This window comes from Aeromicrobium sp. 636 (genome assembly GCF_024433585.1).
Classification (GTDB): Bacteria; Actinomycetota; Actinomycetes; order Propionibacteriales; family Nocardioidaceae; genus Aeromicrobium; species Aeromicrobium senzhongii.
The window spans coordinates 474,918-499,660 of record NZ_WNJU01000001.1 but is presented as its reverse complement, the minus strand read 5'-3'; the positions used below and the strand labels follow the sequence as shown (position 1 = coordinate 499,660).

At 71.1% G+C, this 24,743-nt stretch carries 22 protein-coding genes; 10 read left to right on the top strand and 12 right to left on the bottom strand.

Translation table 11 applies throughout. The annotated features are described in order from the left end of the window. Nucleotides 1–115: 115 nt before the first annotated feature. The 9 genes from GL325_RS02420 to GL325_RS02380 form a co-directional block, all read right to left on the bottom strand. On the bottom strand, nt 116–838 hold the full coding sequence (locus tag GL325_RS02420; protein ID WP_187768488.1) for an alpha/beta fold hydrolase: 723 nt from the start codon (nt 836–838) through the stop codon (nt 116–118). A 20-nt stretch (nt 839–858) separates the two neighbouring features. Beyond that, entirely contained in the window at nt 859–1,683 is an 825-nt protein-coding gene (locus GL325_RS02415; protein WP_187768487.1) for an alpha/beta fold hydrolase, read from the bottom strand. A gap of 118 nt (nt 1,684–1,801) precedes the next feature. Continuing rightward, nucleotides 1,802–4,555 (bottom strand): helix-turn-helix transcriptional regulator, encoded by a 2,754-nt coding sequence (locus GL325_RS02410; RefSeq protein WP_187768486.1) that lies wholly within the window; start codon nt 4,553–4,555, stop codon nt 1,802–1,804. Between the two features lie 73 nt (nt 4,556–4,628). Beyond that, on the bottom strand, nt 4,629–5,075 hold the full coding sequence (locus GL325_RS02405; RefSeq protein WP_223110950.1) for a GNAT family N-acetyltransferase: 447 nt from the start codon (nt 5,073–5,075) through the stop codon (nt 4,629–4,631). After that, nucleotides 5,072–5,932, bottom strand: coding sequence for a 3-methyladenine DNA glycosylase (locus tag GL325_RS02400; RefSeq protein ID WP_187768485.1), 861 nt, complete (start codon nt 5,930–5,932; stop codon nt 5,072–5,074). Before GL325_RS02400 ends, GL325_RS02405 begins: the two co-directional genes overlap by 4 nt. Further along, the gene (locus GL325_RS02395; protein WP_255467461.1) at nt 5,920–6,309 is read right to left on the bottom strand and encodes a Fur family transcriptional regulator; all 390 of its coding nucleotides are present in this window, start codon (nt 6,307–6,309) and stop codon (nt 5,920–5,922) included. The genes GL325_RS02400 and GL325_RS02395 overlap by 13 nt, the downstream gene beginning before the upstream one ends. Next, complete coding sequence (locus GL325_RS02390) at nt 6,302–7,132, bottom strand: metal ABC transporter permease (RefSeq protein ID WP_154595057.1); 831 nt, start codon at nt 7,130–7,132, stop codon at nt 6,302–6,304. Before GL325_RS02390 ends, GL325_RS02395 begins: the two co-directional genes overlap by 8 nt. Continuing rightward, the gene (locus tag GL325_RS02385; protein ID WP_187768484.1) at nt 7,129–7,908 is read right to left on the bottom strand and encodes a metal ABC transporter ATP-binding protein; all 780 of its coding nucleotides are present in this window, start codon (nt 7,906–7,908) and stop codon (nt 7,129–7,131) included. The genes GL325_RS02390 and GL325_RS02385 overlap by 4 nt, the downstream gene beginning before the upstream one ends. Then, nucleotides 7,905–8,837 carry a metal ABC transporter solute-binding protein, Zn/Mn family gene (locus GL325_RS02380; protein ID WP_187768483.1) on the bottom strand — a complete coding sequence of 311 codons (933 nt, stop codon included), beginning with the start codon at nt 8,835–8,837 and terminating at the stop codon, nt 7,905–7,907. The genes GL325_RS02385 and GL325_RS02380 overlap by 4 nt, the downstream gene beginning before the upstream one ends. A gap of 134 nt (nt 8,838–8,971) precedes the next feature. On the opposite strand from GL325_RS02380, the gene GL325_RS02375 reads away from it, so the two are divergent. The 3 genes from GL325_RS02375 to dusB are packed head-to-tail and all read left to right on the top strand — an operon-like array spanning nt 8,972 to nt 12,041. Further along, nucleotides 8,972–10,357 carry a glycine--tRNA ligase gene (locus tag GL325_RS02375; RefSeq protein ID WP_187768482.1) on the top strand — a complete coding sequence of 462 codons (1,386 nt, stop codon included), beginning with the start codon at nt 8,972–8,974 and terminating at the stop codon, nt 10,355–10,357. 2 nt (nt 10,358–10,359) lie between these two features. Next, nucleotides 10,360–10,917, top strand: coding sequence for a hypothetical protein (locus GL325_RS02370; RefSeq protein ID WP_187768481.1), 558 nt, complete (start codon nt 10,360–10,362; stop codon nt 10,915–10,917). Beyond that, nucleotides 10,914–12,041: a tRNA dihydrouridine synthase DusB gene (gene dusB / locus GL325_RS02365; RefSeq protein WP_308209231.1), complete on the top strand. Its 1,128-nt coding sequence runs from the start codon at nt 10,914–10,916 to the stop codon at nt 12,039–12,041. The genes GL325_RS02370 and dusB overlap by 4 nt, the downstream gene beginning before the upstream one ends. On the opposite strand, the gene GL325_RS02360 is transcribed toward dusB, so the two are convergent. Both GL325_RS02360 and GL325_RS02355 read right to left on the bottom strand, forming a co-directional pair. Continuing rightward, complete coding sequence (locus GL325_RS02360; RefSeq protein WP_187768480.1) at nt 12,028–13,338, bottom strand: PH domain-containing protein; 1,311 nt, start codon at nt 13,336–13,338, stop codon at nt 12,028–12,030. The two genes, dusB and GL325_RS02360, sit on opposite strands and share 14 nt — an antisense overlap. Beyond that, nucleotides 13,322–13,828: a PH domain-containing protein gene (locus GL325_RS02355; RefSeq protein ID WP_154595051.1), complete on the bottom strand. Its 507-nt coding sequence runs from the start codon at nt 13,826–13,828 to the stop codon at nt 13,322–13,324. Before GL325_RS02355 ends, GL325_RS02360 begins: the two co-directional genes overlap by 17 nt. 122 nt (nt 13,829–13,950) lie before the next feature. Here GL325_RS02355 and GL325_RS02350 point away from each other — a divergent pair, with 122 nt between their 5' ends. From GL325_RS02350 to GL325_RS02340, 3 genes are read left to right on the top strand one after another with little or no spacing between them, the layout of a single operon-like run. Further along, nucleotides 13,951–14,151 (top strand): hypothetical protein, encoded by a 201-nt coding sequence (locus GL325_RS02350; protein WP_154595050.1) that lies wholly within the window; start codon nt 13,951–13,953, stop codon nt 14,149–14,151. Between the two features lie 52 nt (nt 14,152–14,203). After that, nucleotides 14,204–17,746, top strand: a complete 3,543-nt coding sequence (smc, locus tag GL325_RS02345) for a chromosome segregation protein SMC (protein WP_187768479.1) — start codon at nt 14,204–14,206, stop codon at nt 17,744–17,746. Next, the gene (locus tag GL325_RS02340; protein WP_255467484.1) at nt 17,743–18,159 is read left to right on the top strand and encodes a thioesterase family protein; all 417 of its coding nucleotides are present in this window, start codon (nt 17,743–17,745) and stop codon (nt 18,157–18,159) included. The genes smc and GL325_RS02340 overlap by 4 nt, the downstream gene beginning before the upstream one ends. Before the next feature lies 1 nt (nt 18,160). Here the strand turns inward: GL325_RS02340 and GL325_RS02335 are convergent, their stop codons facing one another. Next, a complete protein-coding gene (locus GL325_RS02335) occupies nt 18,161–18,982 on the bottom strand; it encodes a hypothetical protein (RefSeq protein ID WP_187768478.1) in 822 nt (273 codons plus the stop codon). 100 nt (nt 18,983–19,082) lie between these two features. Here GL325_RS02335 and GL325_RS02330 point away from each other — a divergent pair, with 100 nt between their 5' ends. Genes GL325_RS02330 through cydC form a run of 4 tightly spaced genes read left to right on the top strand, consistent with a single transcriptional unit; the run spans nt 19,083 to nt 24,736 of the window. Further along, nucleotides 19,083–20,513, top strand: a complete 1,431-nt coding sequence (locus tag GL325_RS02330) for a cytochrome ubiquinol oxidase subunit I (RefSeq protein ID WP_187768477.1) — start codon at nt 19,083–19,085, stop codon at nt 20,511–20,513. 10 nt (nt 20,514–20,523) lie between these two features. Continuing rightward, nucleotides 20,524–21,519: a cytochrome d ubiquinol oxidase subunit II gene (cydB, locus tag GL325_RS02325; RefSeq protein WP_154595047.1), complete on the top strand. Its 996-nt coding sequence runs from the start codon at nt 20,524–20,526 to the stop codon at nt 21,517–21,519. Continuing rightward, complete coding sequence (gene cydD, locus GL325_RS02320; protein ID WP_187768476.1) at nt 21,516–23,111, top strand: thiol reductant ABC exporter subunit CydD; 1,596 nt, start codon at nt 21,516–21,518, stop codon at nt 23,109–23,111. Before cydB ends, cydD begins: the two co-directional genes overlap by 4 nt. Further along, nucleotides 23,108–24,736, top strand: coding sequence for a thiol reductant ABC exporter subunit CydC (gene cydC, locus GL325_RS02315; protein ID WP_187768475.1), 1,629 nt, complete (start codon nt 23,108–23,110; stop codon nt 24,734–24,736). The genes cydD and cydC overlap by 4 nt, the downstream gene beginning before the upstream one ends. Nucleotides 24,737–24,743 lie beyond the last annotated feature (7 nt).

The window sequence follows — 24,743 nt, the reverse complement described above, 5'->3', positions numbered from 1 at the left end:
TTGGGACATCGGGATCTGTATCGGATCCAGAATCCGAATCGCTGCTCGCGCAACGAGTGACCGGCCCTCCATGTCGTTGCATGCATGGAGGACCGCCGCTCGCCGTCGAAGCACCTCAGTCGGCGGTGGCCTTGGCTGCCTCGTCGATGACGAGCGCGACGGTCTCGGGACGTGAGACCGTGACGGCGTGCGAGGCGTCGACCTCGATGTTCTTCGAGCCGGCGCGGTCGCCCATGAACCGCTGCGACTCGGCCGGGACGGCGAGGTCCTGGAGCGTGACGATGTTCCACGTCGGGACGTTCCTCCAGCCCGCCTTCGTGGCCTTCTCCTCGAGGGCGTCGCCGATGATCGGCCGTTGCGTGACGGCCATCAGCACGGCGTCCTCCTCGGGGACGTCGGCGGCGAAGACCGCATGGAACTTGTCCTGCTCGATGAAGAGGTCGACCGCCTCCGCGTTGTCCGGCGTCGCCACCGGCACGGAGTGCAGCGCCGACCCCAGCTCTGCGCCGGGGAACTTGGCCGAGAGCTCCCCGGTGCTCTCGCCCTCCTCGAGGATGAAGCTGGCCACGTAGACCAGCGCCTTCACGCCGGGGTGACCGTCGATCGCCTGGCTCATCACACTGCCGCCGTAGGAGTGGCCGGCGACGACGATCGGGCCCTCGATGCTGTCGAGGACGGTGCGCAGGTACTCGGCGTCGCCGTGCAGGGTGCGGAGCGGGTTCGCCGCCGCGATCACGGGGTAGCCGTCGCCCCGCAGCGTCGCGATCACCTCGTTCCAGCTGGAGGAGTCGGCGAAGGCGCCGTGGACCAGGACGATGGTCGGTTGGGTGGTTGCCATGATGGGTTCCTTTCGGTGGGTCAGCTCTGGATGAAGGCGAGGAGGTCGGCGTTGATGACGTCGGCGTTGACGGTCGCCATGCCGTGGGGGAAGCCGGGGTAGACCGTGAGCGTCCCGTTCGGCAGCAGCTTGATCGCGACCTCCGCCGAGGCGCCGATCGGCACGACCTGGTCGTCGTCGCCGTGCATGAGCAGTGTCGGCACGTCGATGGCACGCAGGTCCTCGGTGAAGTCGGTCTCGGAGAAGGCCTTCACACCGTCGTAGTGCGCCTTCGCACCGCCGGCCATGCCCTGTCGCCACCAGTTCCAGACGATCCCCTCCGAGGCGTTCGCGCCCGGCCGGTTGAACCCGTAGAAGGGACCTGAGGCGACGTCGAGATAGAACTGCGACCGGTTGGTCGCGACGCCCTCGCGGAAGCCGTCGAAGACCTCGATCGGCAGGCCGCCCGGGTTCGCCTCGGTCTGCAGCATCAGCGGAGGAACGGCGCCGATCAGCACGGCCTTGGCCACGCGGCCGTCACCGTGTCGAGCGACGTAACGCGCGACCTCGCCGCCGCCGGTGGAGTGCCCCACGTGCACGATGTCGTGCAGGTCGAGGTGCCGGACCACGGCGGCGGCGTCGGCGGCGTAGTGGTCCATGTCGTGCCCTTCGGCGACCTGGCTGGACCGGCCGTGGCCGCGCCGGTCGTGCGCGATGACGCGGTAGCCGTGCTGGACGAAGAACAACAACTGGGCGTCCCAGTCGTCCGAGCTGAGCGGCCAGCCGTGGTGGAACATGATCGGCTGCCCCGACCCCCAGTCCTTGTAGAAGATCTCGGTGCCGTCGTCGGTGGTGATGGTCGCCATGGCGGACTCCTCGCAGGTGGCGACCGGCGATCTGCCGGTGTCCCACCACGGTGTTCCGGTGCGAGGCTGACAGCGTCAGTCAGATGACTGCACGTCCACTCGGCGATGACTGCAGTCGTCAGTGACGGGCTGCGTCGCCGAGGGCGTCGCGCAGTGCCGCCCGGCTGGTGATCCCGAGCTTGGGGAAGATCCGATAGAGGTGCGCCGACACGGTGCGCGGGGAGACGTAGAGCCGGGCCGCGATCTCACGGTTGGTCAGGCCGCTCGCCGCCAGCTCGGCGACCTCCGTCTCCTGCGGAGTCAACGAGTCCGCACCGGTCACCGTGGCGGTGCCACGGCTGACGCCGGTCGCGCGCAGCTCGGTCGCCGCTCGGTGCGCCCACGGTACGGCGCCCAACCGCTCGAACCCTGCGCGGGCGGCGTCGAGCTGCCCGCGCGCGTCACGCGTACGGCGCAGCCGACGCAGGCGCTCACCGAAGGCCAGGCGCACCCTGGCCAGCTCGAACGGCCACGACTCGACAGCCGGGAGGGCCACCGCCCGTTCGAACAGCCCGGGCGCCTCAGCGTCGGGGGCCACCATCGCCGCCGCCGCGGCCGTGGTGAACGCGAACCGCGGGGTGATCCGGCCGAGATCGGCCTGCTGCAGGACGGCCGCGTGATCGCGTGCCTGAGCCGCGCGGCCCGTGTGGTGCGCTGCCTCCACCAGGTCGAGTCCGGTCCAGACCGCCTCTGGGTTGTGGGTGCCGAGGCTGCCCGGCTCCGTGATGCTCACGGCGTGGGCGTAGGCGGTCTCGAAATCACCGTGTGCGAGGGCGGCTTCGGTCAGCGCGTGCCTGGCCCAGTTGGCCACCCATCCGAACTGGCGCGGCTCGGCCCAGTCGAGCATCGCCCGGCACTGGGCGATGCACGCGTCCCGGTCGCCCCGATTGGCCGCGACGAGAGCTAGGCCGTACAGCGGGCCCCAGGTGTAGAGGCGGTACCCGAGGTCGGCGCACAGGTCCTTGGTCTCGTGAGCCGCCCGAGCAGCTGCGTCCCACCGTCCCGACCGGTAGTCATCGAACGCCACCATGGTCAGGGCCAGGACCGCCGAGCCGACGGCACCGCCCTCCCGGCCGTCGTGGACGACGCGGTCCAGCGCGCCTCGGCAGCCGGCCAGACGGTCCACGTTGAAGGCGGCGATCACGGTACGGACGATGTGCGCGACGTCCATCGAGTCATCGAGCCCCGTGATGGCCCGATCGAGCTTCTCCAGCGTGGCGGGGGGTACCACCAGCGGGTCGCCCTGCGCCGCGGCGATCACGACCGCGTCGGTGATCGCGGATGGGGGGAGGCGCGCGACGATCTCGCGCAGGCTCTCCCAGTAGTCCGCGCGTCCGGCGAACTGGCACACGGAGGACAAGGTGTAGACGGCCTGGGTGAGGTCGTCCCCGCATGCTTCCGGCCGATCCAGCGCGGAGCGGATCGCATCGGTCAGCAGTTGGTGGGCCGTCGTGACGTCGGCCTCGCTCGTGAGCAGCAGATAGCTGGCCGTGACCGTCGCCTGCAGCGTCTCGGCCGCCGTCGGGTCGCCGCGCGTCACGTCGCGCAACAGCCGGGACGCGTCCTCGAGTCGGCCCGTGGAGAACGCCCCGATGAACGCGGCGTCCGCCAGCCGACGGTTGCGCTGGGTGCGGTCCGGGCTCAGGTCGGCGGCCCGCATCAGTCGGGTGACGGCTCCGACGACGTCACCTCGCTGGAGCGTGCTGCGAGCGCCGGCCTCCACGGCCGCCGCCGTGTCCTCGTCCGGGCAGAGCGCGGCCTCGGCCAGGTGGTGTCCGCGTCGCTCGGGGTCGGTGAAGACCTCGGCGAGTGCCAGGTGCACGCGGCGGCGTTCCTCGAACGTGGAGCGGTCGACCATGACGCTCTTGATCAGGGGATGGCGGAAGGTCATGTGGCCCGCCGCGTCATCCACGAGGACGAGATGGTCGAGCTCTGCCGGAGCGAGGTCGTCGGGGGCTCCGGTCGGGCTGGCTGCGGCGATGACCGCCAGGTCACCGGACCCCTCGAGCGCGGCGAGCAGCATCAGCGAGCGCGTCGCGCTGGGCAGCACGGCGATCCGGGCGTTGTACAGCGCCTTCACCTCGCGCACCGTCCCGTCGACCTGGCCGCCGGTCCCGGTGGGTCCTCGTCCAGCCGAGGCGAACTCCAGCAGGGCCAGCGGGTTGCCCTGCGCCTCGTGGGCGATCTCGCGGTGCACCCTGATCGGGAGGTGCGCGAACTGGTGCGCCAGCAACTCCAACGACTCCGCGTCCTCCAGCGGCGGGACGACGACGTCGCGCCAGCCGGTGCGGTCGAAGAACCCGCCGGCACCGGGACGCGCCGCCGCGAGCAAGCCGAGCCGGGAGTCGTCCAGGCGCCGTCCGACGAAGCCGATGACCGACGCGCTGGCTCGGTCCACCCAGTGCATGTCGTCGATCACCACCAGCAGAGGCAGCTCGGCGGCGGCCAGGCGGAAGAGAGTCAGGGCGGCGTCGAACACGGCCAATCGGTCGGGGATCGGCGCGGACCCGATGCCCAATGTCGTCTCGAGGATCGCGCGGGTCGCGTCCGGCAGCCGGGGCAACCAGGTGGCGAGCGGGACGACCAGCTGGTGCAGGGCGGAGAAGCTGACATCGGACTCGTACTCGACACCGGCGCCGCGGACCACCCGCATCCGCTCGGCCTCGGCGACCTCGCAGGCGGCCTGCAGGAGGGCTGACTTGCCGACGCCCGGCTCGCCCGTCAGCAGCAGGGCGGAGCCGTCGACCGCGGCCTTGCGCACGAAATCGGTGAGGGCGGCCACCTCGCGCGCGCGTCCCACGAGGCGGGGTGTCGGCGGATGCGCGTTGGCCATGGTGCTCCAGGAGCTGCTGGTCAGTGACCCAAGGCTAGAGGCTCCGGGACCGCGTCCGCACCCCTCGTCCGGACTACTGCGGCTGGGCCGACGCCTGTCGCACCATGGGGATGTGGTCGATGCCGGCGTCCAGGTAGTGGGGGCCGGAGGTGACGAAGCCGAAGGTGCCGTACCAGTCCTCGAGGTAGGCCTGGGCGCCGATGTGGATCTCCTCGGTGCCCCAGCGGTCCAGGACCTCACGCAACAGCGAGCCCGAGAGCCCTTGTCCGCGGGCTTCCTTGAGCGTGGCGACTCGGCCGATCTTGCGGTGGCCGTCGGCCACGTAGGTGCGCAGGTACGACTGGATGATCCCGTCGTCGTCGGCGATCCACAGGTGGATGCAGTCGTCGCGCAGGTCGACACCGTCGACGTCGGGCTCGTCGCACTGCTGCTCGACGGCGAAGACGACGTCGCGAATGCGCCAGATCTCGTAGACCTCGCGGGCGGTCAGCTCGGCCGCGGGTCGGACGGTGATGCTCACGCGTCGACTGTAGTGAGCAGTCCCTCGACCAGCTCGAGCAACCGGGCGCGCAGGGGAGCGGCGGCCTCGGTGAAGCCGCGCTGGCGACGCACGTACTCGGCCTTGCCCTCGGGCGTCTCGATCGCGATCGGCTCGTAGCCGAGGTCGGACAGATCGTAGGGCGAGGCCATCATGTCGACCTCGCGCACGGCGAGCGCCAGCTCGAACGTGTCGAGCACGATCGTGGCCTCGACGAACGGCAGCAGCCGGAACGCGATCCGGTACAGGTCCATCGTGGCGTGCAGGCAGCCCGGCTGCTCCCACTCCAGCTGGTGCTCGCGGCCCAGCTCCTCGATGTTGAGCGGTCGCGCCTCGTCGGTGAAGAACCGGAACGCGTCGACGTGGGTGCATGTCAGCTTGTGTGACTCGACGACCTCGTCGGTGCCGGCGGCACCGAGGCGCAGGGGAGCGGGGTGGCGGCGGTCGTCGGCGTCGCGGTAGACCATGGCCCACTCGTGCAGGCCGAAGCAGCCGGTGCGGGCGGGACGCGACGCGGTTCGCGAGAGCAGGTCGCGGGTCCACCGCAGGCCCGGCAGCCGCTTCGCCAGCCGAGCCTCATCGACCGAGGCGACGCCGTCGACCTCGACGTAGGCGCCCAGCGCCGCGTACTCCGGGGCGTCGGCCAGTCCCACGCCGAGTCCGGGGTGCCAGCGCTCGAGCTGGCCGGGGGAGAGGTTGTAGTACTCGAACAGGAAGTCGGCGACGGGGTGCTTCTCGCCGTCGGCACGCCGCGCCAGATGAGGACGCGTGTGAACCTGCGCCCGCTCACGGTGCGCCTCGGCCAGCGGCAACCACTCGGAGCGGCTCAGGACCTGCATGATCCGCAGGTGCCGAAGATCTCGAGCGTGTGCGAGACGTCGGCGAATCCGTTCTCCTCGGCCACGCGGTCGGCCCAGCGCTCGACCGTGGGGCCCTCGACCTCGACCGTGCGGCCGCAGTCGCGGCACACCAGGTGATGGTGATGACCGTGGCTGCACCGGCGGTACAGCGTCTCGCCGTCGTCGGAGCGCAGCGCGTCGATCTCGTCGGCGTCCGCCAGGGCCTGCAGCGTGCGGTACACCGTCGACAGGCCCACGTTCTCGCCACGCGACGCCAGCATCGCGTGGATCTGCTGCGCCGAGCTGAACCCGTCGAGGTCCTCCATGAGGTCCGCGACGGCGCGACGCTGACGGGTGTTGCGGGGGGCCTCAACCACGGGGTGCCTCCTGGCGGGTGCGGATGTGCGACAGCGCATGGACCAGCGCGGTGACGATGAAGACGGCCAGCGCGATGACCACGATCGTGGGTCCGGGCTGCGTGTCGATCTGGTAACTCGCCAGCAGACCCGCGACCGCGGAGAACAGACCGATCGCCATGGCCGCGAGGTGGGTCGAGCGGAAGCTGCGCGTGACCTGTTGGGCCGCCGCCACCGGCACCACCATCAGTGCCGACACCAGCAGTAGACCGACGGTGCGCATCGCGACGGTGATCGTCACGGCCGCCAGGACCGCGATGAGCATCCCGTACAGCCGCACGGGGATGCCCATGACGCGCGCCTGCGCCTCGTCCTGGCACAGCGCGAACAGCTGCGGCCGCAGGGCGATCGTCGTGACCACCACGACCAGCCCGAGCACGGCCACGATCGTCAGATCGGTGGGGCTCATCGTGATGATCGATCCGAACAGGTACTGGTTCAGGGCGGCGGCGGACTCGTCGGCGAGGTTCGCCAGCAGGACGCCGCCGGCGATGCCGCCGTAGAACAGCATCGCCAGGGCCAGGTCGCCGCTGGTGCGGCCGACGCTGCGCAGCACCTCCAGCAGGATCGCTCCGGCGACGGCCACGATGATCGCCGTCGTCAGCGGTGCGACGCCGGTGAGCATGCCCAGCGCGACGCCGGTCAGCGCCACGTGGCCCAGGCCGTCGCCGAGGAGGGCCAGCCGGCGCTGCACGATGAAGGTGCCGACAGCCGGTGCCGACAGCCCGGTGATGATCGCCGCGGCCAGCGCGTACTGCATGAAGGGGTAGGACAGGACGCTCATGCGTCGCCTCCCGGGAGCGGCCCCTGCGAGGGGACGGGGCGCGTCACGGCGGGCTCGCTGCTGTGCGCGTGGTCATGGGCGTGCTCATGGGTGCCCGGCCCGTGCGCCGGACCCTCGTACTCCACGAGCCCGGCGTCGAGATGGACCGCCCGGTCGACCAGCGGCGCCAGCGGGCCGAGCTCGTGCGCCACCATGACGATGGCGGTGCCGCGCTCGTCGAGCTCGCTCAGCAGGCCGGCGAACACCTCGGCGCTGTGCGCGTCGATGCCGGCCATCGGCTCGTCCATCACGACCAGGTCGGGATCGGCGACCAGAGCGCGGGCGATGTGGGCCCGCTGCTGCTGCCCGCCGGACAGGTGGGTGATCGGTCGCTTGGCGAGGCGCGCCAGGCCGACGCGCTCGATCAGCTCGGCGGCGGCGGCGCGGTCGGCGCGCGTGGGCCAGCCGAAGCGGGGTCGGCGGGACAGGGCACCGCTGACGACGACCTCGGTCACGGTGGCCGGAACGCCGGAGAACACCTCGGGGCGCTGGGCCATGTAGCCGACGCGCTGGTGGTCGTGGAAGCGGTCGAGCGGCGTGCCGAACAGCTCGATCGAACCGCGGTGCGGGATCAAACCCACGAGCGCCCGTACGAGGGTGGACTTGCCCGAGCCGTTGGCGCCCAGGATCGTCACGAACTCGCCGGGCATGACCCGCAGGTCGACCCCGCGCAGCACCGGCGTGCCGGCGAGGTCGACCATGACGCCTTGGGCGTCGATGACGGGGGTGGTGGTCATGCGCAGCCGTTCGCCTTCTGCAGCGCGGCCAGGTTCTGTCGCATGAGGGAAACGTAGTCCTCGTCGGCGGTCTCGTCCGAGAGGCCCTCGATCGGATCGAGCACCGCGGTGGCCACGCCGGTCTCACGGGCGACGGTCTCGGCCAGTGCCGAGGAGGCGAGTCGTTCGGTGAAGACCGTCGTGATCCCGTCGCGCTTGACCAGGTCGGTGATCTCGGCCAGCGCCGCGCTCGACGGCTCGGCCGTCGGGTCGATGCCGCTGATCGCGATCTGCTCGAGGTCGTAGGCGTGGGCGAGGTAGGCGAAGGCCGCGTGCGAGGTCACGAAGTCACGGCGCTCGCAGTCGGCCAGACCGCTCTCGAAGTCGGCGTTCAGCGACTCGAGCTCGGTGACGAGCGCGTCGGCGTTGGCCTCGAACTGGTCGCGGCGATCCGGGTCGGCGGCGATGAGGGCGTCACGGACGTGGCCCGCGGCGATGACCATGTTGGCCGGGTCGAGCCAGACGTGCGGGTCGTCGCCGCCGTGGTCGTGGTCGTGGCCGTGGTCGTCCTCGTGCGCGTCGTCGTCCTCGCCCTCGTGCAGCTCGGGCACGCCCTCGGCGATGTTCACCGTCGTCTTCGCGTCGCGGTCGGCGTCCTCCAGGGCCTTGTCGACGGCCGGCTGGAAGTGGTCGAGGTACACGACGACGTCGGCCTCGTTCACCTTGACGACCTGCTTGGCGGTCAGCTCCAGGTCGTGCGCCTCGACACCGGGGGAGGTCAGCGTCGTGACGGCGACGTCGTCGCCGCCGACCCGCTCGGCCAGGAACGCCGCGGGGTAGAAGGAGGCGACGACCTGGGTGCGGCCGTCGTCCTTCGCGTCGGTGCCGCAGGCGGACAGGGACAGACCGGCGAGCAGGCACGCGGCGGCGACGAGGGGGAGACGCTTCATGAGAATCATTCTCAACTCGATTGAGAACGATTGTCAAATCCTGCTGCGGTAGAGTGGGCGGTTGATCTCGGGCGCGCCTCGTCACGACGACGCGCAACGGCCCGCCGACATCCAGCCGGACAGGAATTCCCCCCATGGCCTCAGTCATCGACACCGTCATCAGCCTCTGCAAGCGCCGCGGCTTCGTCTACCAGTGCGGAGAGATCTACGGCGGCACCCGCTCCGCCTGGGACTACGGCCCGCTGGGCGTCGAGCTCAAGGAGAACGTCAAGCGCCAGTGGTGGCGTTCGATGGTGCAGAGCCGTGACGACGTCGTCGGTCTCGACTCGTCGGTCATCCTGCCCACGCAGGTCTGGGAGGCCTCCGGCCACCTCAACGCGTTCGTCGACCCGCTGGTCGAGTGCCTGAACTGCCACAAGCGGTACCGCCAGGACCACCTGCAGGAGGCCTACGCCGAGAAGCACGACATCGCCGACCCCGACTCGGTCGAGATGTCGCTGCTGGTCTGCGCCAACTGCGGCACCCGCGGCGAGTGGACCGAGCCGCGCATGTTCAACGGCCTGCTCAAGACGTTCCTCGGCCCCGTCGAGTCCGAGGAGGGCCTGCACTACCTGCGTCCCGAGACGGCCCAGGGCATCTTCGTGAACTTCGCCCAGGTCATGAACTCCTCGCGCAAGAAGCCCCCGTTCGGCATCGGCCAGATCGGCAAGAGCTTCCGCAACGAGATCACGCCCGGCAACTTCATCTTCCGCACGCGCGAGTTCGAGCAGATGGAGATGGAGTTCTTCGTCAAGCCCGGCGAGGACGAGGAGTGGCACCAGTACTGGATCGACACCCGGCTGAAGTGGTACACGGATCTCGGCGTCAACCCCGACAACCTGCGCCTCTTCGAGCACCCGGCCGAGAAGCTCTCGCACTACTCCAAGCGCACCGTCGACATCGAGTACCGCTTCGGCTTCGCCGGCTCGGAGTTCGGTGAGCTCGAGGGCGTCGCCAACCGCACCGACTTCGACCTGTCGACGCACGCCAAGCACTCGGGTCAGGACCTGTCGTACTTCGACCAGGCCAACAACGAGCGCTGGACGCCGTACGTCATCGAGCCCGCAGCCGGCGTCAACCGCTCGCTGATGGCGTTCCTGGTCGACGCGTACACCGAGGACGAGGCCCCCAACGCCAAGGGCGGCGTCGACAAGCGCACCGTCCTGCGCCTGGATCCGCGCCTCTCGCCGGTCAAGGCCGCCGTGCTGCCGCTCTCGCGCAACGAGGCGCTGTCGCCCAAGGCGCGCGACCTCGCTGCCGAGCTGCGTCAGAACTGGAACGTCGACTTCGACGACTCGCAGGCGATCGGCAAGCGCTACCGCCGTCAGGACGAGATCGGCACGCCGTACTGCATCACGGTCGATTTCGACACGCTCGAGGACGACGCCGTGACGATCCGCGAGCGCGACTCGATGTCGCAGGAGCGGATCGCCCTGGACCAGGTGAGCGGCTACCTGGCGTCGCGTCTCATCGGTTGCTGAGCATGCGCGCGCTGGCCGCCGCCGTCCTGCTGTTCGCTCTGACCGCGTGCTCGGGCGGGGACACCGAGGAGTCGTCGGACACCCAGCCGGGCTTCGACGTGCCCACCGGTCTCACGCTGTCCGATCCCGGCACCGAGAAGAAGGTCGGCGAGAGCCTCGCGATCGGCTACCCGTCCGCCGAGGACGAGGCCGGGACCGCGTTGGCCCTCGGGGTCACGAAGGTGGTGCCAGCGCCGCGCAAGGACCTGTCGCTCTACCGGATCCCGGCCGGGATGCAGCCGTACTACGTGCGCGTCATGGTCGGGAACCGTGGCCCGGCGGAGGCCTCGTTCCCCGAGGGCCTGCCGTGGTGGCTGCACGTCGCCGGCGACACGCTGATCCCCGCGACCCCGACGCCCGGCGGCTTCTCGAAGTGCGCGCCGCCGCAGGTGGGTCGCACGATGGCGGCCGGCACCACGGCCAAGGGCTGCCTGCTGTTCCTCGTCCCGCGAGGGACGGCGGTCGAATCGGTCGACTTCCAGCCCGGCGGCGTCGCGACGGCGGTGCGGTGGCGACCGTGACGGCAGGGCTGGACCTGGGGCGCGTCCACGTGGACGTGCCGGTGGTGCTCGCCCCGATGGCCGGCGTCACCAACGTCGCGTTCCGCCGGCTGTGCGCCGAGCAGGGCGCGGGTCTCTACGTGTGCGAGATGATCACCAGCCGTGGCCTGGTCGAGAACGACCGGGTCAGTCTCTCGATGCTGACGTTCGCCGAGGGCGAGCAGGTGCGCTCGGTGCAGCTCTACGGCATCGATCCCGAGACCGTCGGCAAGGCCGTCGAGATCCTGTGCGCCGACCACGGTGTCGACCACGTCGACCTCAACTTCGGCTGCCCCGTCCCCAAGATCACGCGCAAGGGCGGCGGGTCCGCGCTGCCGTGGAAGGCGACGCTGCTCGGCCAGATCCTCACCGAGGCCGTCCGCGCCGCCGAGCCCTACGGCGTCCCGGTCACGATGAAGACCCGCAAGGGCATCGACGAGGATCACCTGACCTACCTCGACGCCGGACGCATCGCCCAGGACACCGGCTGCGCCGCGATCGCCCTGCACGGTCGTACCGCCGCCCAGCACTACAGCGGCCAGGCCGACTGGAACGCGATCGGCGAGCTCAAGGCCGCCGTCGACATCCCGGTGCTGGGCAACGGCGACATCTGGGAGGCCGCCGACGCCCTGGCCATGGTCGAGCAGACCGGTTGCGACGGCGTCGTCGTGGGACGCGGCTGCCTCGGCCGGCCCTGGCTCTTCCGCGACCTCGCGGCCGCGCTCGAGGGGCGCACGGTCGCCACCTTGCCGAACCTCGGCGAGGTCACCGCGGTCATGCGCCGGCACGCCCAGCTGCTGGGGGAGTGGCTCGGCGAGGAGCGCGGCTGTGTCGAGTTCCGCAAGCACGTCGCCTGGTACCTCAAGGGGTTCCCGGCCGGCTCCAGCGTGCGCGAGCGACTGGGTCACGTGAGCTCCTACCGGGCCCTGGACGAGCTGCTCGAGGACCTCGATCCCGACGTGCCGTTCCCGGTCAGCGAGCTGGGCGTCCCGCGCGGGCGTCAGGGCTCGCCGCGCAAGGTCGTGCTGCCCGAGGGCTGGCTGGACTCGCGCGAGATGGTGGGCGTGCTCGACGCGGCCGCCGAGGACGCGGTCAGCGGCGGCTGAGCCGCCGGGCCAGCCGGGCCCGCTCGACCTCGTCGAACGTCACGTCGAGCGCGACGGGCGCGTCGAGGTGCTTGATCTTGGCCGAGACGGGGCCGTCGGGCGTGTGCACCTGCACCGTGGCCACGCCGCGCCGCCGCTGCAGCGGCCCCTGGGACAGCCCCACCGACTGCACCTTGTGGTGCGGCACGATCGAGCGGTGCCGGGTGATCCAGCCCGTGGTGGTCGTGACGGTGTGCAACGTGGCCGCGAACGACCGGAACTTCCAGCCGATCGGCGCGAAGATCCAGGAGCGCCGCGTCGGGCGGACCTCGGGCGCCGTGCCGCGCTCCGGGTCGGGGATGAGCTCCTCGACGATCCGGCGGGCGACGTCGTCGTTGGCGATCGGCAACAGCGTCGTCGACGCCACGCCGCCGCTGTCGTCGCTGGCGTTGCCGTAGCCGGCTACGTCGACGTCCAGTCGCGACCAGCCGAACCGGCGCCACACGATCGGCTCGACCACGCCGATGCCCTGCACCCGGTCGTAGGGAATCGTCTGGGAGCTGCGGCTCAGCAGGCCGCGCTCGATCCGCACGCCGCGCTCGCCGCGCGACACCGTGAAGTTCCATTGGGCGACGATGCGGGTCATGATCATCTGCGCGACGGCCCAGGACGAGGGGATGATCAGGCCGAGCAGCGCCCAGCCGCCGTCCTCGAGCAGCACCGCCGCGACGATCGAGCCGACGGTGGTCAGGACCGTGGCGGCGAAGTCCAGCGACAGCAGGGTGCCGATGATGATCTGATCGGGCGTCACGACGTGCAGGATCGTGCGGTGCTCCTCGACGAGCGACTCGCCGGACTCGTCGGTCGCCTCGGTGCCCTGGGCGCGCGCGAGCAGCAGGCGGCGCAGCCGCCGGGACTCCACGAGGGTCAGGAAGCGCAGCGTCGTGCGCGAGTCCGACCCGCCGGCCATCTCGATGGTCAGCTCGGACAGGCCGACGACACGAGCGATGAGCGGCTCGTTGATGTCGACCGACTGCAGACGCTCGAAGGGGATCCGGCGCGACGAACGGAACAGCACGCCGCGCTCGATGCGGATCTCGGCGTCGTCGATGACGTAGCGCGTGAACAGCCAGCTGACGTAGCCCGCCAGCACGCCGACCACGAACCCGCCCGGTACCGCCAGCAGCGTCCACCACTGGGGGTCCTGGACGTCGAAGACCTGCCAGGCGACGGCCACCGCGACGCCCGCACCCCAGATGAGCCCTTGCAGCAGTGCGGTCAGGGGGTGGGTGCGGTGCGCGTCAGACGCCGGCGCCATGGCTCTCGCCCAGATCGGTGAGCCGGTCACGCAGGCGGGCCGCCTCGTCCAGGGGGACGCCGGGGATCGCGGCGGCCGTGGCGGTCGAGGCGGTGTGCAGGGTGACCGTGCCGAACCCGAACCAGCGCGCGAGGGGACCGGACTCGACGTCGACGAACTGCATGCGGCCGTAGGGGACCACCACGAGTCGGCGGAACATGATGCCGCCGCGCACCAGGAAGTCGTCCTCGGCCTCGGCGTAGCCCCAGCTGCGACGGTTGCGCGGCGCCCACCACCACACCCAGGCGGTCAGACCGACGCCGATGACGGCCGGGACCCACAGCACCGGCTCCCACGCGCCGGCGGCGTCGGCGAACACCAGCCACAGGCCGAGCGACACGAGCACCAGGACCACTCCCGTGATGGTGCCGATGAGACCGCGTACCGTCGCGAGTCGGGACGAGACCGGGGTCCACTGACCCTCGGTGCTGGTGAACAGGTCCTGACGCATGACGTACACCCTAGGGGGCGCGACGCGCGAGGGCGGTTGACCCTTCCGTATGGGCGGTGAGACACTGATAGACGCAGCCTTCGGGCTGCAACACCACCTGATTTCCCTGCTGAAGGATCACCATGGCCAAAGCCCTGTACGGCTACCTCGGCGGCCCGTCCCCGGAGCACGCCCACGAGGTCGCAGTCCTGCGCCGCCGCATCGGAGACCTCGAGAACGAGGTCCTGCGACTGAAGGCCGAGAACGACGGCCTGCTGGCTCGCCTCGCCGAGACCGCCCACGACGGCGATCTGGCCGAGCTGCTCGAGTCCGCATCGCGCTGACCTGCGGCGTTTCCCCTGCGGTGGCCCCCACCGCAGGCACTAGGCTGACGTCGTGTACCTGAAGACCCTGACGCTGCGGGGATTCAAGTCGTTCGCCTCGTCGACGACTCTGGCCCTCGAACCGGGCATCACCGCGGTCGTCGGCCCCAACGGCTCCGGCAAGTCCAATGTCGTCGACGCCTTGTCCTGGGTCATGGGCGAGCAGGGCGCCAAGACCCTGCGCGGCGGCAAGATGGAGGACGTCATCTTCGCCGGCACCGCCGGTCGCGCCCCGTTGGGCCGCGCCGAGGTCGTGCTGACGATCGACAACACCGACGGCGCGCTGCCGATCGAGTACTCCGAGGTCACGATCAGCCGCACGATGTTCCGCAGCGGCGGCTCCGAGTACGCCATCAACGGCAACACCTGCCGGCTGCTCGACGTCCAGGAGCTGCTGAGCGACTCCGGCATCGGCCGCGAGATGCACGTCATCGTCGGCCAGGGACAGCTCGACTCGGTCCTGCGGGCCACGCCCGAGGAGCGCCGCGGCTTCGTCGAGGAGGCCGCCGGCGTCCTGAAGCACCGCAAGCGCAAGGAGAAGGCGCTCCGCAAGCTCGACGCGACGCAGGACAACCTCACCCGCCTCAACGACGTGCTGACCGAGCTGCGCCGCCAGCTCAAGCCCCTGGGTCGCCAGGCTGAGGTCGCGCGCCGGGCCGCCGGCATCCAGGCCACCGTCCGTGATGCCCGCGCCCGCCTGCTGGCCGATGACATCGTCGCCGCCCGCACCACCATCGAGACCGAGCTGGCCGACGAGCACGCCCTGCGCACCCGCCGTGAGGAGGTCGAGAAGGCTCTCGCCGAGGCCCGTCAGGTCGAGACCGAGCTCGAACAGGCGCTGGCCGCCGACGCCCCGTTGCTGGCCCGCGCCCGTGACACCGTCTACGCGCTGGGCAGCCTGCGCGAGCGGTTCAACGGCACCGCCAACCTGGCGCGCGACCGCATCCGGCTCGCTGCCGACGCCACCGACGACCGGGTCGACGGCCGCGACCCCGAGGAGCTGGAGGCCGACGCGCGGCGCGCCCAGGAGCGCCTCGTCGAGCTCGAGGCCGACGTCGCGACGTCCGGCGAGGGACTGAAGGAGGCCGTCGCCGCCCGTGGCGAGGCCGAGCAGGCGTACTCCACCGAGGAGCGGCGCATCGCCGGGCTGCTGCGCGCGGCTGCCGACCGTCGTGAGGGCTTGGCCCGGCTGCACGGCCAGGTCAACGGTCTCAAGAGCCGCGCCGCCGCGGCCGACGAGGAGATCGGTCGATTGACGGCCGCCCAGGCCGAGGCCCGCCAGCGCGCCGACGACTCCCAGCATGAGTTCAGCGCTCTCGAGAGCACGATCGCGGGCCTGAGCGCCGGCGAGTCCGGCCTCGACGAGGAGCTGGAGGACGCCGAGGAGGTGCTCGCCCGCGCCGAGGCCGAGGAAGCCGAGATCGCCACCCGCCGGGGCGAGCTGGAGCGTCGGCTCGCGACGGCCACCGCCCGCAAGGAGGCGCTCGAGCTGGGCCTCAACCGCAAGGACGGGTCCGGCGCCCTGCTGGCCGCGTCCGACCGGCTCAACGGCGTCCTGGGTTCGCTCGCCGCGCTCATCACCGTCACCGGAGGCCATGAGGCCGCGGTCGGTGCCGCGCTGGGCTCGGCCGCCGATGCCGTGGCGGTCGACCGCGTCGACTCCGCGATCGACGCTCTGCACCTGCTGCGCGAGGAGGACCTGGGCCGGGCCGGCCTGCTGCTGGGCTCGGGCGACGTCTCCACCGACGACTGGCCGGCGCTGCCCGCCGGCGCCGTCTACGCCGAGTCGCTCGTCGAGGCGCCCGCCGAGCTGCGCGGCTCGATGCGTCGGTTGCTGCACAAGGTGGCCGTCGTCGAGGACCTCGCCGCCGCGAAGCGTCTCGTGGCCGACCTGCCCGACGTCACCGCGGTCACCGCCGCCGGCGACCGGATCGGGGCGCACTTCGCCGAGGGCGGCTCCACGTCGACGCCCAGCCTGATCGAGGTCACGGCCGCGATCGACGAGGCCACCGACACGATCGAGCGCACCGGACGCGAGCTGGAGGCGCTGCGCTTCGAGACCGAGAAGGCCAAGGCGGCCACGCAGGCTGCCCAGGACCGCGTCGACGCCGCGCTGGCGCGCCTGCACGAGTCCGACGCGTCGATGTCGGCCGTCGCCGAGAAGCTGGCCCAGCTGGGCACCACGAGCCGCTCGGCAGCCGCCGAGGCCGACCGCCTGCAGGCCGCGATCGTCGCTGCCGAGGAGGCGCGCGACCGCGACGTCGCCGGTCTCGCCGAGCTGGAGGAGCGCCTCGCCGCCGCACAGGAGGCGCCCGACGAGGAGCCCGACACGACCGAGCTCGAGCAGCTGGCCGAGCGCGCCTCGGCCAGCCGTCGGGCCGAGATGGACGCGCGGCTGGCGCTGCGCACCGCCGAGGAGCGCGCCAAGGCACTGACGGCGCAGGTCGCCTCCCTGCTGCAGGCCGCCGAGGCCGAGCGCGAGGCGCGGGAGCGTGCCCGACTGCGGGCCGAGCGTCGTCGTCGCGAGGCCGAGACGGCCACGGACGTGCTGCGTGCCGCCGAGATCACCATGCAGCGGCTGCAGCAGTCGCACGACGAGGCCACCCGCACCCGCATCGAGATCGAGCAGTCGCGGGCCGACCGCGAGCAGCGCCTCAAGGAGGCCCGTTCGACCGTCCGTGGCCTGTCGTCGGACCTCGAGGGCCTGACCGACTCGGTGCACAAGGACGAGATGGCCCGTGCGCAACTGCGGCTGCGCCTCGAGGGCCTGCAGGAGCGGGCCCTGGAGGAGCTGGGCATCGATCCCGACACCCTCGTGGCCGAGTACGGACCCGACCAGCTGATCCCGCCGATCGGTGGCGACGACACCGACGAGGCCCCGTCGATCCCGTTCGACCGCGCCGAGCAGGCCAAGCGCCTCAAGACCGCCGAGCGTGAGCTGGCGATGCTGGGCAAGGTCAACCCGCTGGCGCTCGAGGAGTTCTCCGCGCTGGAGGAGCGCCACCAGTTCCTCTCCGAGCAGCTCGACGACCTGAGGAAGACCCGCGAGGACCTGCTGGGCATCGTCTCGGACGTCGACGCGCAGGTCGAGCGCGTGTTCACCGAGGCCTGGGCCGACGTCGAGCGCGAGTTCGACGACGTCTTCTCGCGGCTGTTCCCCGGTGGCGAGGGCCGCCTGATCCTGACCGATCCGTCCGACATGCTCGCGACCGGCATCGACGTCGAGGCGCGGCCGCCGGGCAAGAAGGTCAAGCGGCTGTCGCTGCTGTCCGGTGGTGAGCGCTCGCTGGTCGCCGTGGCGTTCCTCGTGGCGCTGTTCAAGGCCCGGCCCAGCCCGTTCTACATCCTCGACGAGGTCGAGGCCGCCCTGGACGACACCAACCTGGGCCGCCTGCTGGAGATCTACGAGGAGTTGCGCACCAACTCCCAGCTCATCGTCATCACCCACCAGAAGCGCACGATGGAGGTGGCCGACGCGCTCTACGGCGTCTCGATGCGAGGCGACGGCGTCTCGGCCGTCATCAGTCAGCGCATGCGCGAGGAGGCATCAGCGTGACCCTGGCCGAGTATCGCGGCACCTACACGATCTCGACCCGTTGGGAGGACGAGGACGTCTACGGCCACGTCAACAACGTCAAGTACTACTCGTACTTCGACACGGCCGTGAACGGCTACCTGATCCGCGAGACCGGGATCGACATCCGGACCCTGCCGGCCTACGGCATCGTCGCGGAGTCCTCGTGCCGGTTCCAGCGTGAGCTGAAGTTCCCGCTCGACGTCGTCGCGGGCCTCAAGGTCACCAAGCTGGGCAACTCCAGCGTCGTGTACGAGATCGCCCTGTTCCAGGGCGACGAGCCCGAGCCGGCTGCCGTCGGCCGGTTCGTGCACGTGTACGTCACCGGGTCGGACCGCAAGGTCACACCCGTTCCCGCGCAGATCCGCGCGGTGCTGGAGCCGCTCGCCGGCTGAGTCAGCCCGCGGTCGTGCGGTAGTGCAGCCAGCTGCGGCGCAGCCGCCGGGCGACCTCCTCGATCGTCTCGACATCGGTCAGGTGCTCGCGCGAGAGGTCGGCGCGGACCGCGTCGACGTGATCGAACTCGCGGGCGGTCTCGAGGGTCTCGTCGCACTCGCCGGGCGAGCGGTTGAGCGCGATCTCGTCGTGGCTGCGCACGTCGAAGCCCGTGCGGTGCGAGTCGGCCAGCAGGCGCAACCGCTCGGGATCCATCGTGACGAACGGGTCGAGCGGACGCGGGTTGCCGGCCCGGTCGCCGCGATTGCCCAGGGTCATCACCGCGGGCTCGTCGGGAGGTGTCACCTCGTCGTGGAGGGTCACAGCCGTCAGGGTCCGCATCGGGCGGTTGCCGCGCGCCAGCACCAGCCGGCGCACCAGCTCGAGGCGCGTCGCGCGGTAGACGTCGGCGCCCCGGGCGGCGACCTCGGCCACGACGTCCGGGTCGGGGGAGAGCAGGACGGTCGGGTCGGGGTGCGAGACGACGCGCGGGTGCGGGTTCTCGATGTAGATGACGGTCGGGTCGATCATCGCCCAGCGGCGAGCGACGAGCCGAGCACGACCGCTGGCGACGTCGTCCTGCCGGCGCCGGGTCAGGGTGGGAGAGACCCACGGCTCGAGCTCGGCCGGCCACGGCGCGGTGGCGTCCGGACAGGTCACCAGCACCTCGGCGTCGGCCACCGCGTCGGCCAGCGATCTGTGCCGTGAATCAGCGAAAAAAGTGATGTCAGCCACATCAAAGGCGGCTCCCGCGGTGATGTACGCCACTGCGTCCTCGTGCACCCCCTCACGGTAGTGCTCAACGGTCGTTTCGTGACCCCCGCGCGACCTACCATCACCGTGGAGTCACAACGTCGTGACTCATGGATCTGAAGGGACCAGTGTGGATACAGCACTCGACCTCGCGCGGTGGCAGTTCGGCATCACGACCGTCTACCACTTCCTCTTCGTCCCGATGACGATCAGCATGGCGTTCCTCGTCGCCATCATGCAGACCGTCTGGTGGAAGACCGGCAACGAGCGGTGGCTCAAGCTGACCCGCTTCTTCGGCAAGCTCTTCCTCATCAACTTCGCCATGGGCGTCGTGACCGGCATCGTGCAGGAGTTCCAGTTCGGCATGAACTGGAGCAGCTACTCCCGCTTCGTCGGCGACATCTTCGGTGCGCCGCTGGCGATCGAGGGCCTGCTGGCCTTCTTCCTCGAGTCGACGTTCCTGGGCCTGTGGATCTTCGGCTGGGACCGGCTCAAGCCCGGCCTGCACCTCATGACGATCTGGATCGCCGCGATCGGCACCGCACTGTCGGCCTACTTCATCCTGGCCGCCAACTCCTTCATGCAGAACCCGGTCGGGTTCACGATGAACGAGGAGCGGGGCCGCGCCGAGCTGACCGACTTCATGGCGGTGCTGACCAACAAGGTCGCCCTGATCACCGTGCCGCACACCCTGTTCGCGGCCTTCATGGTCGGTGGCGGCTTCGTCGCGGCCGTCGCCATGTGGCACCTGCTGCGCCGGCCCGAGCAGGACGTCGAGGCGTTCCGCAGTGCCGCCAAGCTCGGTGCGGTCACCCTCCTGATCGCCGGCATCGGCGTCGTCCTCACCGGCGACATCCAGGGCAAGATCATGACCGAGGTCCAGCCCATGAAGATGGCGGCCGCCGAGGCGCTCTACGAGGACGCCGACTCGAACGCGCCGTTCTCGGTGTTCACCGTCGGTACGCTCGACGGCACCAAGCCGCTGTTCAGCATCGAGGTGCCGGGCCTGCTGTCGCAGCTGGCCACGGGCAGCTTCGACGGCGAGGTGCGCGGCATCAACTCCCTCAACGAGGAGTACGCCACGAAGTACGCCGACTCCGGCATCACCGACTTCGCGCCGAACATCCCCGTCACGTACTGGAGCTTCCGCCTGATGATGGGTCTGGGCTTCGCCGCGATGGCGGCCAGCGCCTGGATCCTGTGGGTGCTGCGCAAGGGCCGCGTCCCGAACACCGCTGCGCGCTCGACCCGTTGGCTGCTCTGGACCGCGCTGGTGCTGCCGCTGATGCCGCTGTTCGCGAACTCCTTCGGCTGGATCTTCACCGAGATGGGTCGCCAGCCGTGGGTCGTCTTCGGCCTCATGTCCACCGAGACGGGCGTCTCGCCGTCCGTCTCCTCCGCCCAGGTCTGGACCTCGATGATCGGCTTCACGCTGCTCTACGGCGCCCTGGCCGTCGTCGAGGTCAAGCTGCTGCTGACCTTCATCGGCAAGGGCCTGCCGGAGGCGAACCCGCCCCAGCTCGACGACGACTCCGACGCCCCGCTGGCGTTCGCATACTGAGGAGCACGACATGGAACTCACCACCGTCTGGTTCATCCTGATCGGCGTCCTGTTCGTCGGCTACTTCGTCCTCGAGGGCTTCGACTTCGGGGTCGGCATGCTCGTCGGCCTGCTGGCCAAGGACGAGAAGGAGCGCCGCGTCCTCATCAACACCATCGGCCCCCTGTGGGACGGCAACGAGGTCTGGCTCCTGGTCGGCGGCGGCGCGCTGTTCGCCGCCTTCCCCGAGTGGTACGCCACGTTGTTCAGCGGGTTCTACCTGCCGCTGTTCCTCATCCTCGTCGCGCTGATCATCCGCGGCGTGGCCTTCGAGTACCGCGGCAAGCGCGACGACCAGGCCTGGCGTGACCGCTGGGACTGGGCCATCATCATCGGCTCGTTCCTGCCCGCCCTGCTGTGGGGCGTTGCCTTCGCGAACATCATCCGTGGCGTCCCGATCGACTCCTCGCACGAGTACGTCGGCGGATTCTTCAACCTGCTGAACCCGTACGCGCTGCTCGGCGGCCTGCTCACGACCACGGTCTTCCTGGTCCACGGTGCGGTCTTCGTCGCACTCAAGACGGTCGGCGACATCCGCGAGCGCGCCCACGTGTTCGCCCAGAAGGTCGGCGCCGTCGCAGCGGTCCTCGCCGTGCTCTTCATCGGCTGGACGGCCATCCGCGACGGCGACCTGGCGGTCTGGTTGATCGGCGCCGTGGCGGCGGTCGCGTTCCTCGGCGGGCTGGCGGCCAGCCGGGCAGGCCGCGACGGCTGGGCCTTCATCGGCACGGCGGTCGCGATCGCCGGGGTCGTCACGATGCTGTTCGTCGCGCTGTTCCCCGACGTCATGCCCTCGAGCCTGGACGCCGCGTACAGCCTGAACACCGAGAACGCGTCTTCGACGCCGTACACGCTGAAGATCATGACCTGGGTGGCCGTGGCCTTCGTGCCCATCGTGCTGATGTACCAGTCCTGGTCGTACTGGGTGTTCCGCAAGCGCATCGGCGTGCAGCACATCCCGGCATGAAGCCCCTGGACCCCCGGCTGGTCCGCCGTTCGAGCACCGTCCGCACCCATCTGGTGTGGTCGGTGCTCCTCGGCGTCCTGACGGCCCTGCTGGTCATCGGCGTCTCGTGGTGTGTCGCCGAGGTCGTCGCCCGGCGCTTCGACGGCGACGAGGTGCTGCTGTTCCCGATCGCCATCGCGGCCGCCTTCGGGCTGCGTGCGGCGATCGCCTGGGCGCACGGGGTGGTCAGCGAGCGCGCTGCCATCCGGGTCAAGGCCGAGCTGCGGGCCGAGGTGGTCGACGACCTCCTCGACCCGCGGCGGGTCGGCCCGCGTCCCGAGAGCGGTCGACTGGTGGCCCTGCTCGGACCGGGCATGGACGCCTTCGACGGGTACGTCGGGCGCTTCCTGCCGCAGCTCGGGCTCGCCGCGATCGTGCCCGCCGCCGTCGTCGCGTCGATCGCGTGGGTCGATCTGCTGTCGGCCGTCATCATCGTGGTGACGCTGCCGTTGATCGGGCTGTTCATGTGGCTCGTCGGCGTCCTGACCCGGGACCGGGTCACGCGCCGGTGGGCCGCGATGGAGCGCCTCGCCCGGCACTTCACCGACGTGCTCGACGGCCTGGTCGTGCTCAAGGTGTTCGGGCGTCGCCAGGAGCAGGGGATCCGCGAGGTCGGGGACCGGCATCGCGTCGAGACGATGCGCGCCCTGCGGCTGGCGTTCCTGTCCTCGCTCGTCCTCGAGCTCATCTCGACGATCTCGGTCGCTCTCGTGGCCGTCAGTGTGGGGCTGCGCGTCGTCGACGGCGGACTGGGCCTGCGTGACGCGATGTTCGTGCTGCTGCTGGCGCCGGAGGCGTACCTGCCGGTGCGCCGGGTCGGGATGATGTTCCACGACAGCACGGAGGGCGCCACCGCGACCGCCGAGCTGCTGGACCTGCTCGACCACGACCGCCACCACGGCACCGTCGCCCCGCCGACGGCACCTGCGCCGATCGCGGTGCGGGGAGCCCGCCTGACGCATCCCGGCCGCACCGCCGTGTCGCTGGCCGTGGACGACCTGCACGTCGCACCGGGGGAGTTCGTCGCGGTCGTCGGTCCCTCCGGGGGCGGCAAGTCGACCCTGTTGGACGTCCTGCTGGGCTTCGAGCGCCTGGACGACGGTGAGGTCACCGTCGGCGGCACGTCGCTGGCCGACCTCGACGTGGCCGCGTGGCGCGAGTCCGTCGCCTGGGTGCCCCAGACGCCGCATCTGGTCGGTGGCACCCTCGCGGACAACGTCGCCCTCGGCCAGCCCGGCGCCGATCGCACCGAGATCGCCGCCGCCACGCGGGACGCCGGCCTGGACCTGGATCTCGATCGGGTCGTCCGCGAAGGCACGACCGACCTGTCGGCGGGGGAGCGGCGCCGTCTCGCCGTCGCCCGGGCCCTGTTGCGGGTCCGCCGTCGTGGAGCGTGGCTGGTCCTGCTGGACGAGCCCACCGCCGGGCTCGACGCCCACCACGAGGCTCAGGTGCTCGAGGCGCTGCGTGCCTCGGGCGGAACCGTCCTGGTGGTGACGCACCGGCCCGAGTCGGTCGCCGCCGCCGATCGCGTCGTGGAGGTCGCATCATGAGCCGCACGTATCCCCGCCGGGCGCGCCTGGCGTACGGCGTCACCATGGGAGTCGCCGCCCAGCTGGCCGCCGTCGGTCTGCTGCTGGCCTCGGCCTGGCTCATCGTCCGCGCGGCCGAGCAGCCGCCGGTCCTGTACCTCATGGTCGCGATCGTCTCGGTGCGCTTCTTCGGCATCTCGCGCTCGGTGCTGCGTTACCTCGAGCGTCTCGCGACCCACGACGTCGCTCTGGCCGACGCGGTCGAGCAGCGCGTCACGACGTACGTCGCTCTGGACCGTGCGGCTCCCGCCGGCCTGGGCGGCCTGCGCCGGGGCGACCTGGTCAGCCGCGTCGTCGCCGATGTCGCCCGGATGCAGGACCGGCTGCTGCGTCTGCGCGTGCCGTGGTGGGTCGGCCTCGTGGCGACCCTCGTGGTCGTGGGCGTGGTGGGCGTCCTCGACGCGCGCTCCGGCCTCGTGATCCTCGCCGGCGTCGCCGTCTGCGCGATCGCCTTGCGCCGCCTCGTGCCGCTGGTCGGGGCTCGCCGCAGCGGCCGGGCCGAGGCCCAGGGCCGACTGTCGGCCGAGGTCGCGGCGTCGGCGGTCGCAGCCCGTGAGCTGGTCGCGTTCGGTGCTGCCGACGAGGCGCGCGCCAAGGCCCGGGCCGCCACGCAGGACGCGCAGTCGGCACAGTCCGGCGGTGCGAGCGTCGCCGGGATGGGCTCGGCGATCGTGCTGGCCGTCGCCGGCCTGACCGTCGCCCTCCTGGCCGCGTGGTCGGCCGGGATCGACCCCGTCGTCATCGGCGTCATCCTCCTGGCGCCCATCGCGCTGGTCGAGCCGTGGGACGGTTGGTCCGAGGCCGAGCGGCTCCGACCCGAGATCGCGGCCGCGGGGGAGCGGCTGGCGGCACTGGCCGCGCTGTCGAACCCGGTCGTGGATCCCGAACGCCCCGCGGATCTGCCCGACTCCTACGACCTCGTCGTGGACGACGTCGTCGTCGGCTGGGAGGGGCCGGTGACCGCACCGATCTCGTTCCGCGTGGGCGAGGGCGAGGTCGTCGCCGTCACCGGGCCCAGCGGGGTCGGCAAGTCGACACTCGCCTACGCGCTGGCGCGGCTGCTGCCGACCTGGCAGGGCGACATCGTGCTGGGCGGGGTGCCGACGCGCGACATCCTCGCGGCCGACGTGCGTCGTCGGGTGGGCTACCTCGGTCAGGACGATGCCGTCTTCGACACGTCCGTCCGCGAGAACCTGCGGATCGCGGACCCCGACGCGGACGACGACCGGCTGCGTGCCGCTCTGGCGTCCGCCGGGCTGCTGGCCGCGGTCGACGCCATGCCGCAAGGGCTCGACACCCCGGTGGGCGAGCACGGCGGGCGCCTCTCCGGGGGCGAGCGCCAGCGCCTGTGCCTGGCGCGGCTGCTGCTGGCCGACCACCGGGTCCTGGTGCTGGACGAGCCGACCGAGCACCTGGACGCTCCGACGGCCGCGGCGTTGATGGACGACGTGCTCGCCCTGGCGGGTCCGGGGGGTCGCAGTCTCGTCGTCATCAGCCACAGCCCCAGCGTGCTGGCGCGGTTCGCGTCGGTGATCGAGGTGCGACCCGCCGACAGGCCCGTCGTGACCCACGCGGTCCCTGTCTAGGGTGGAC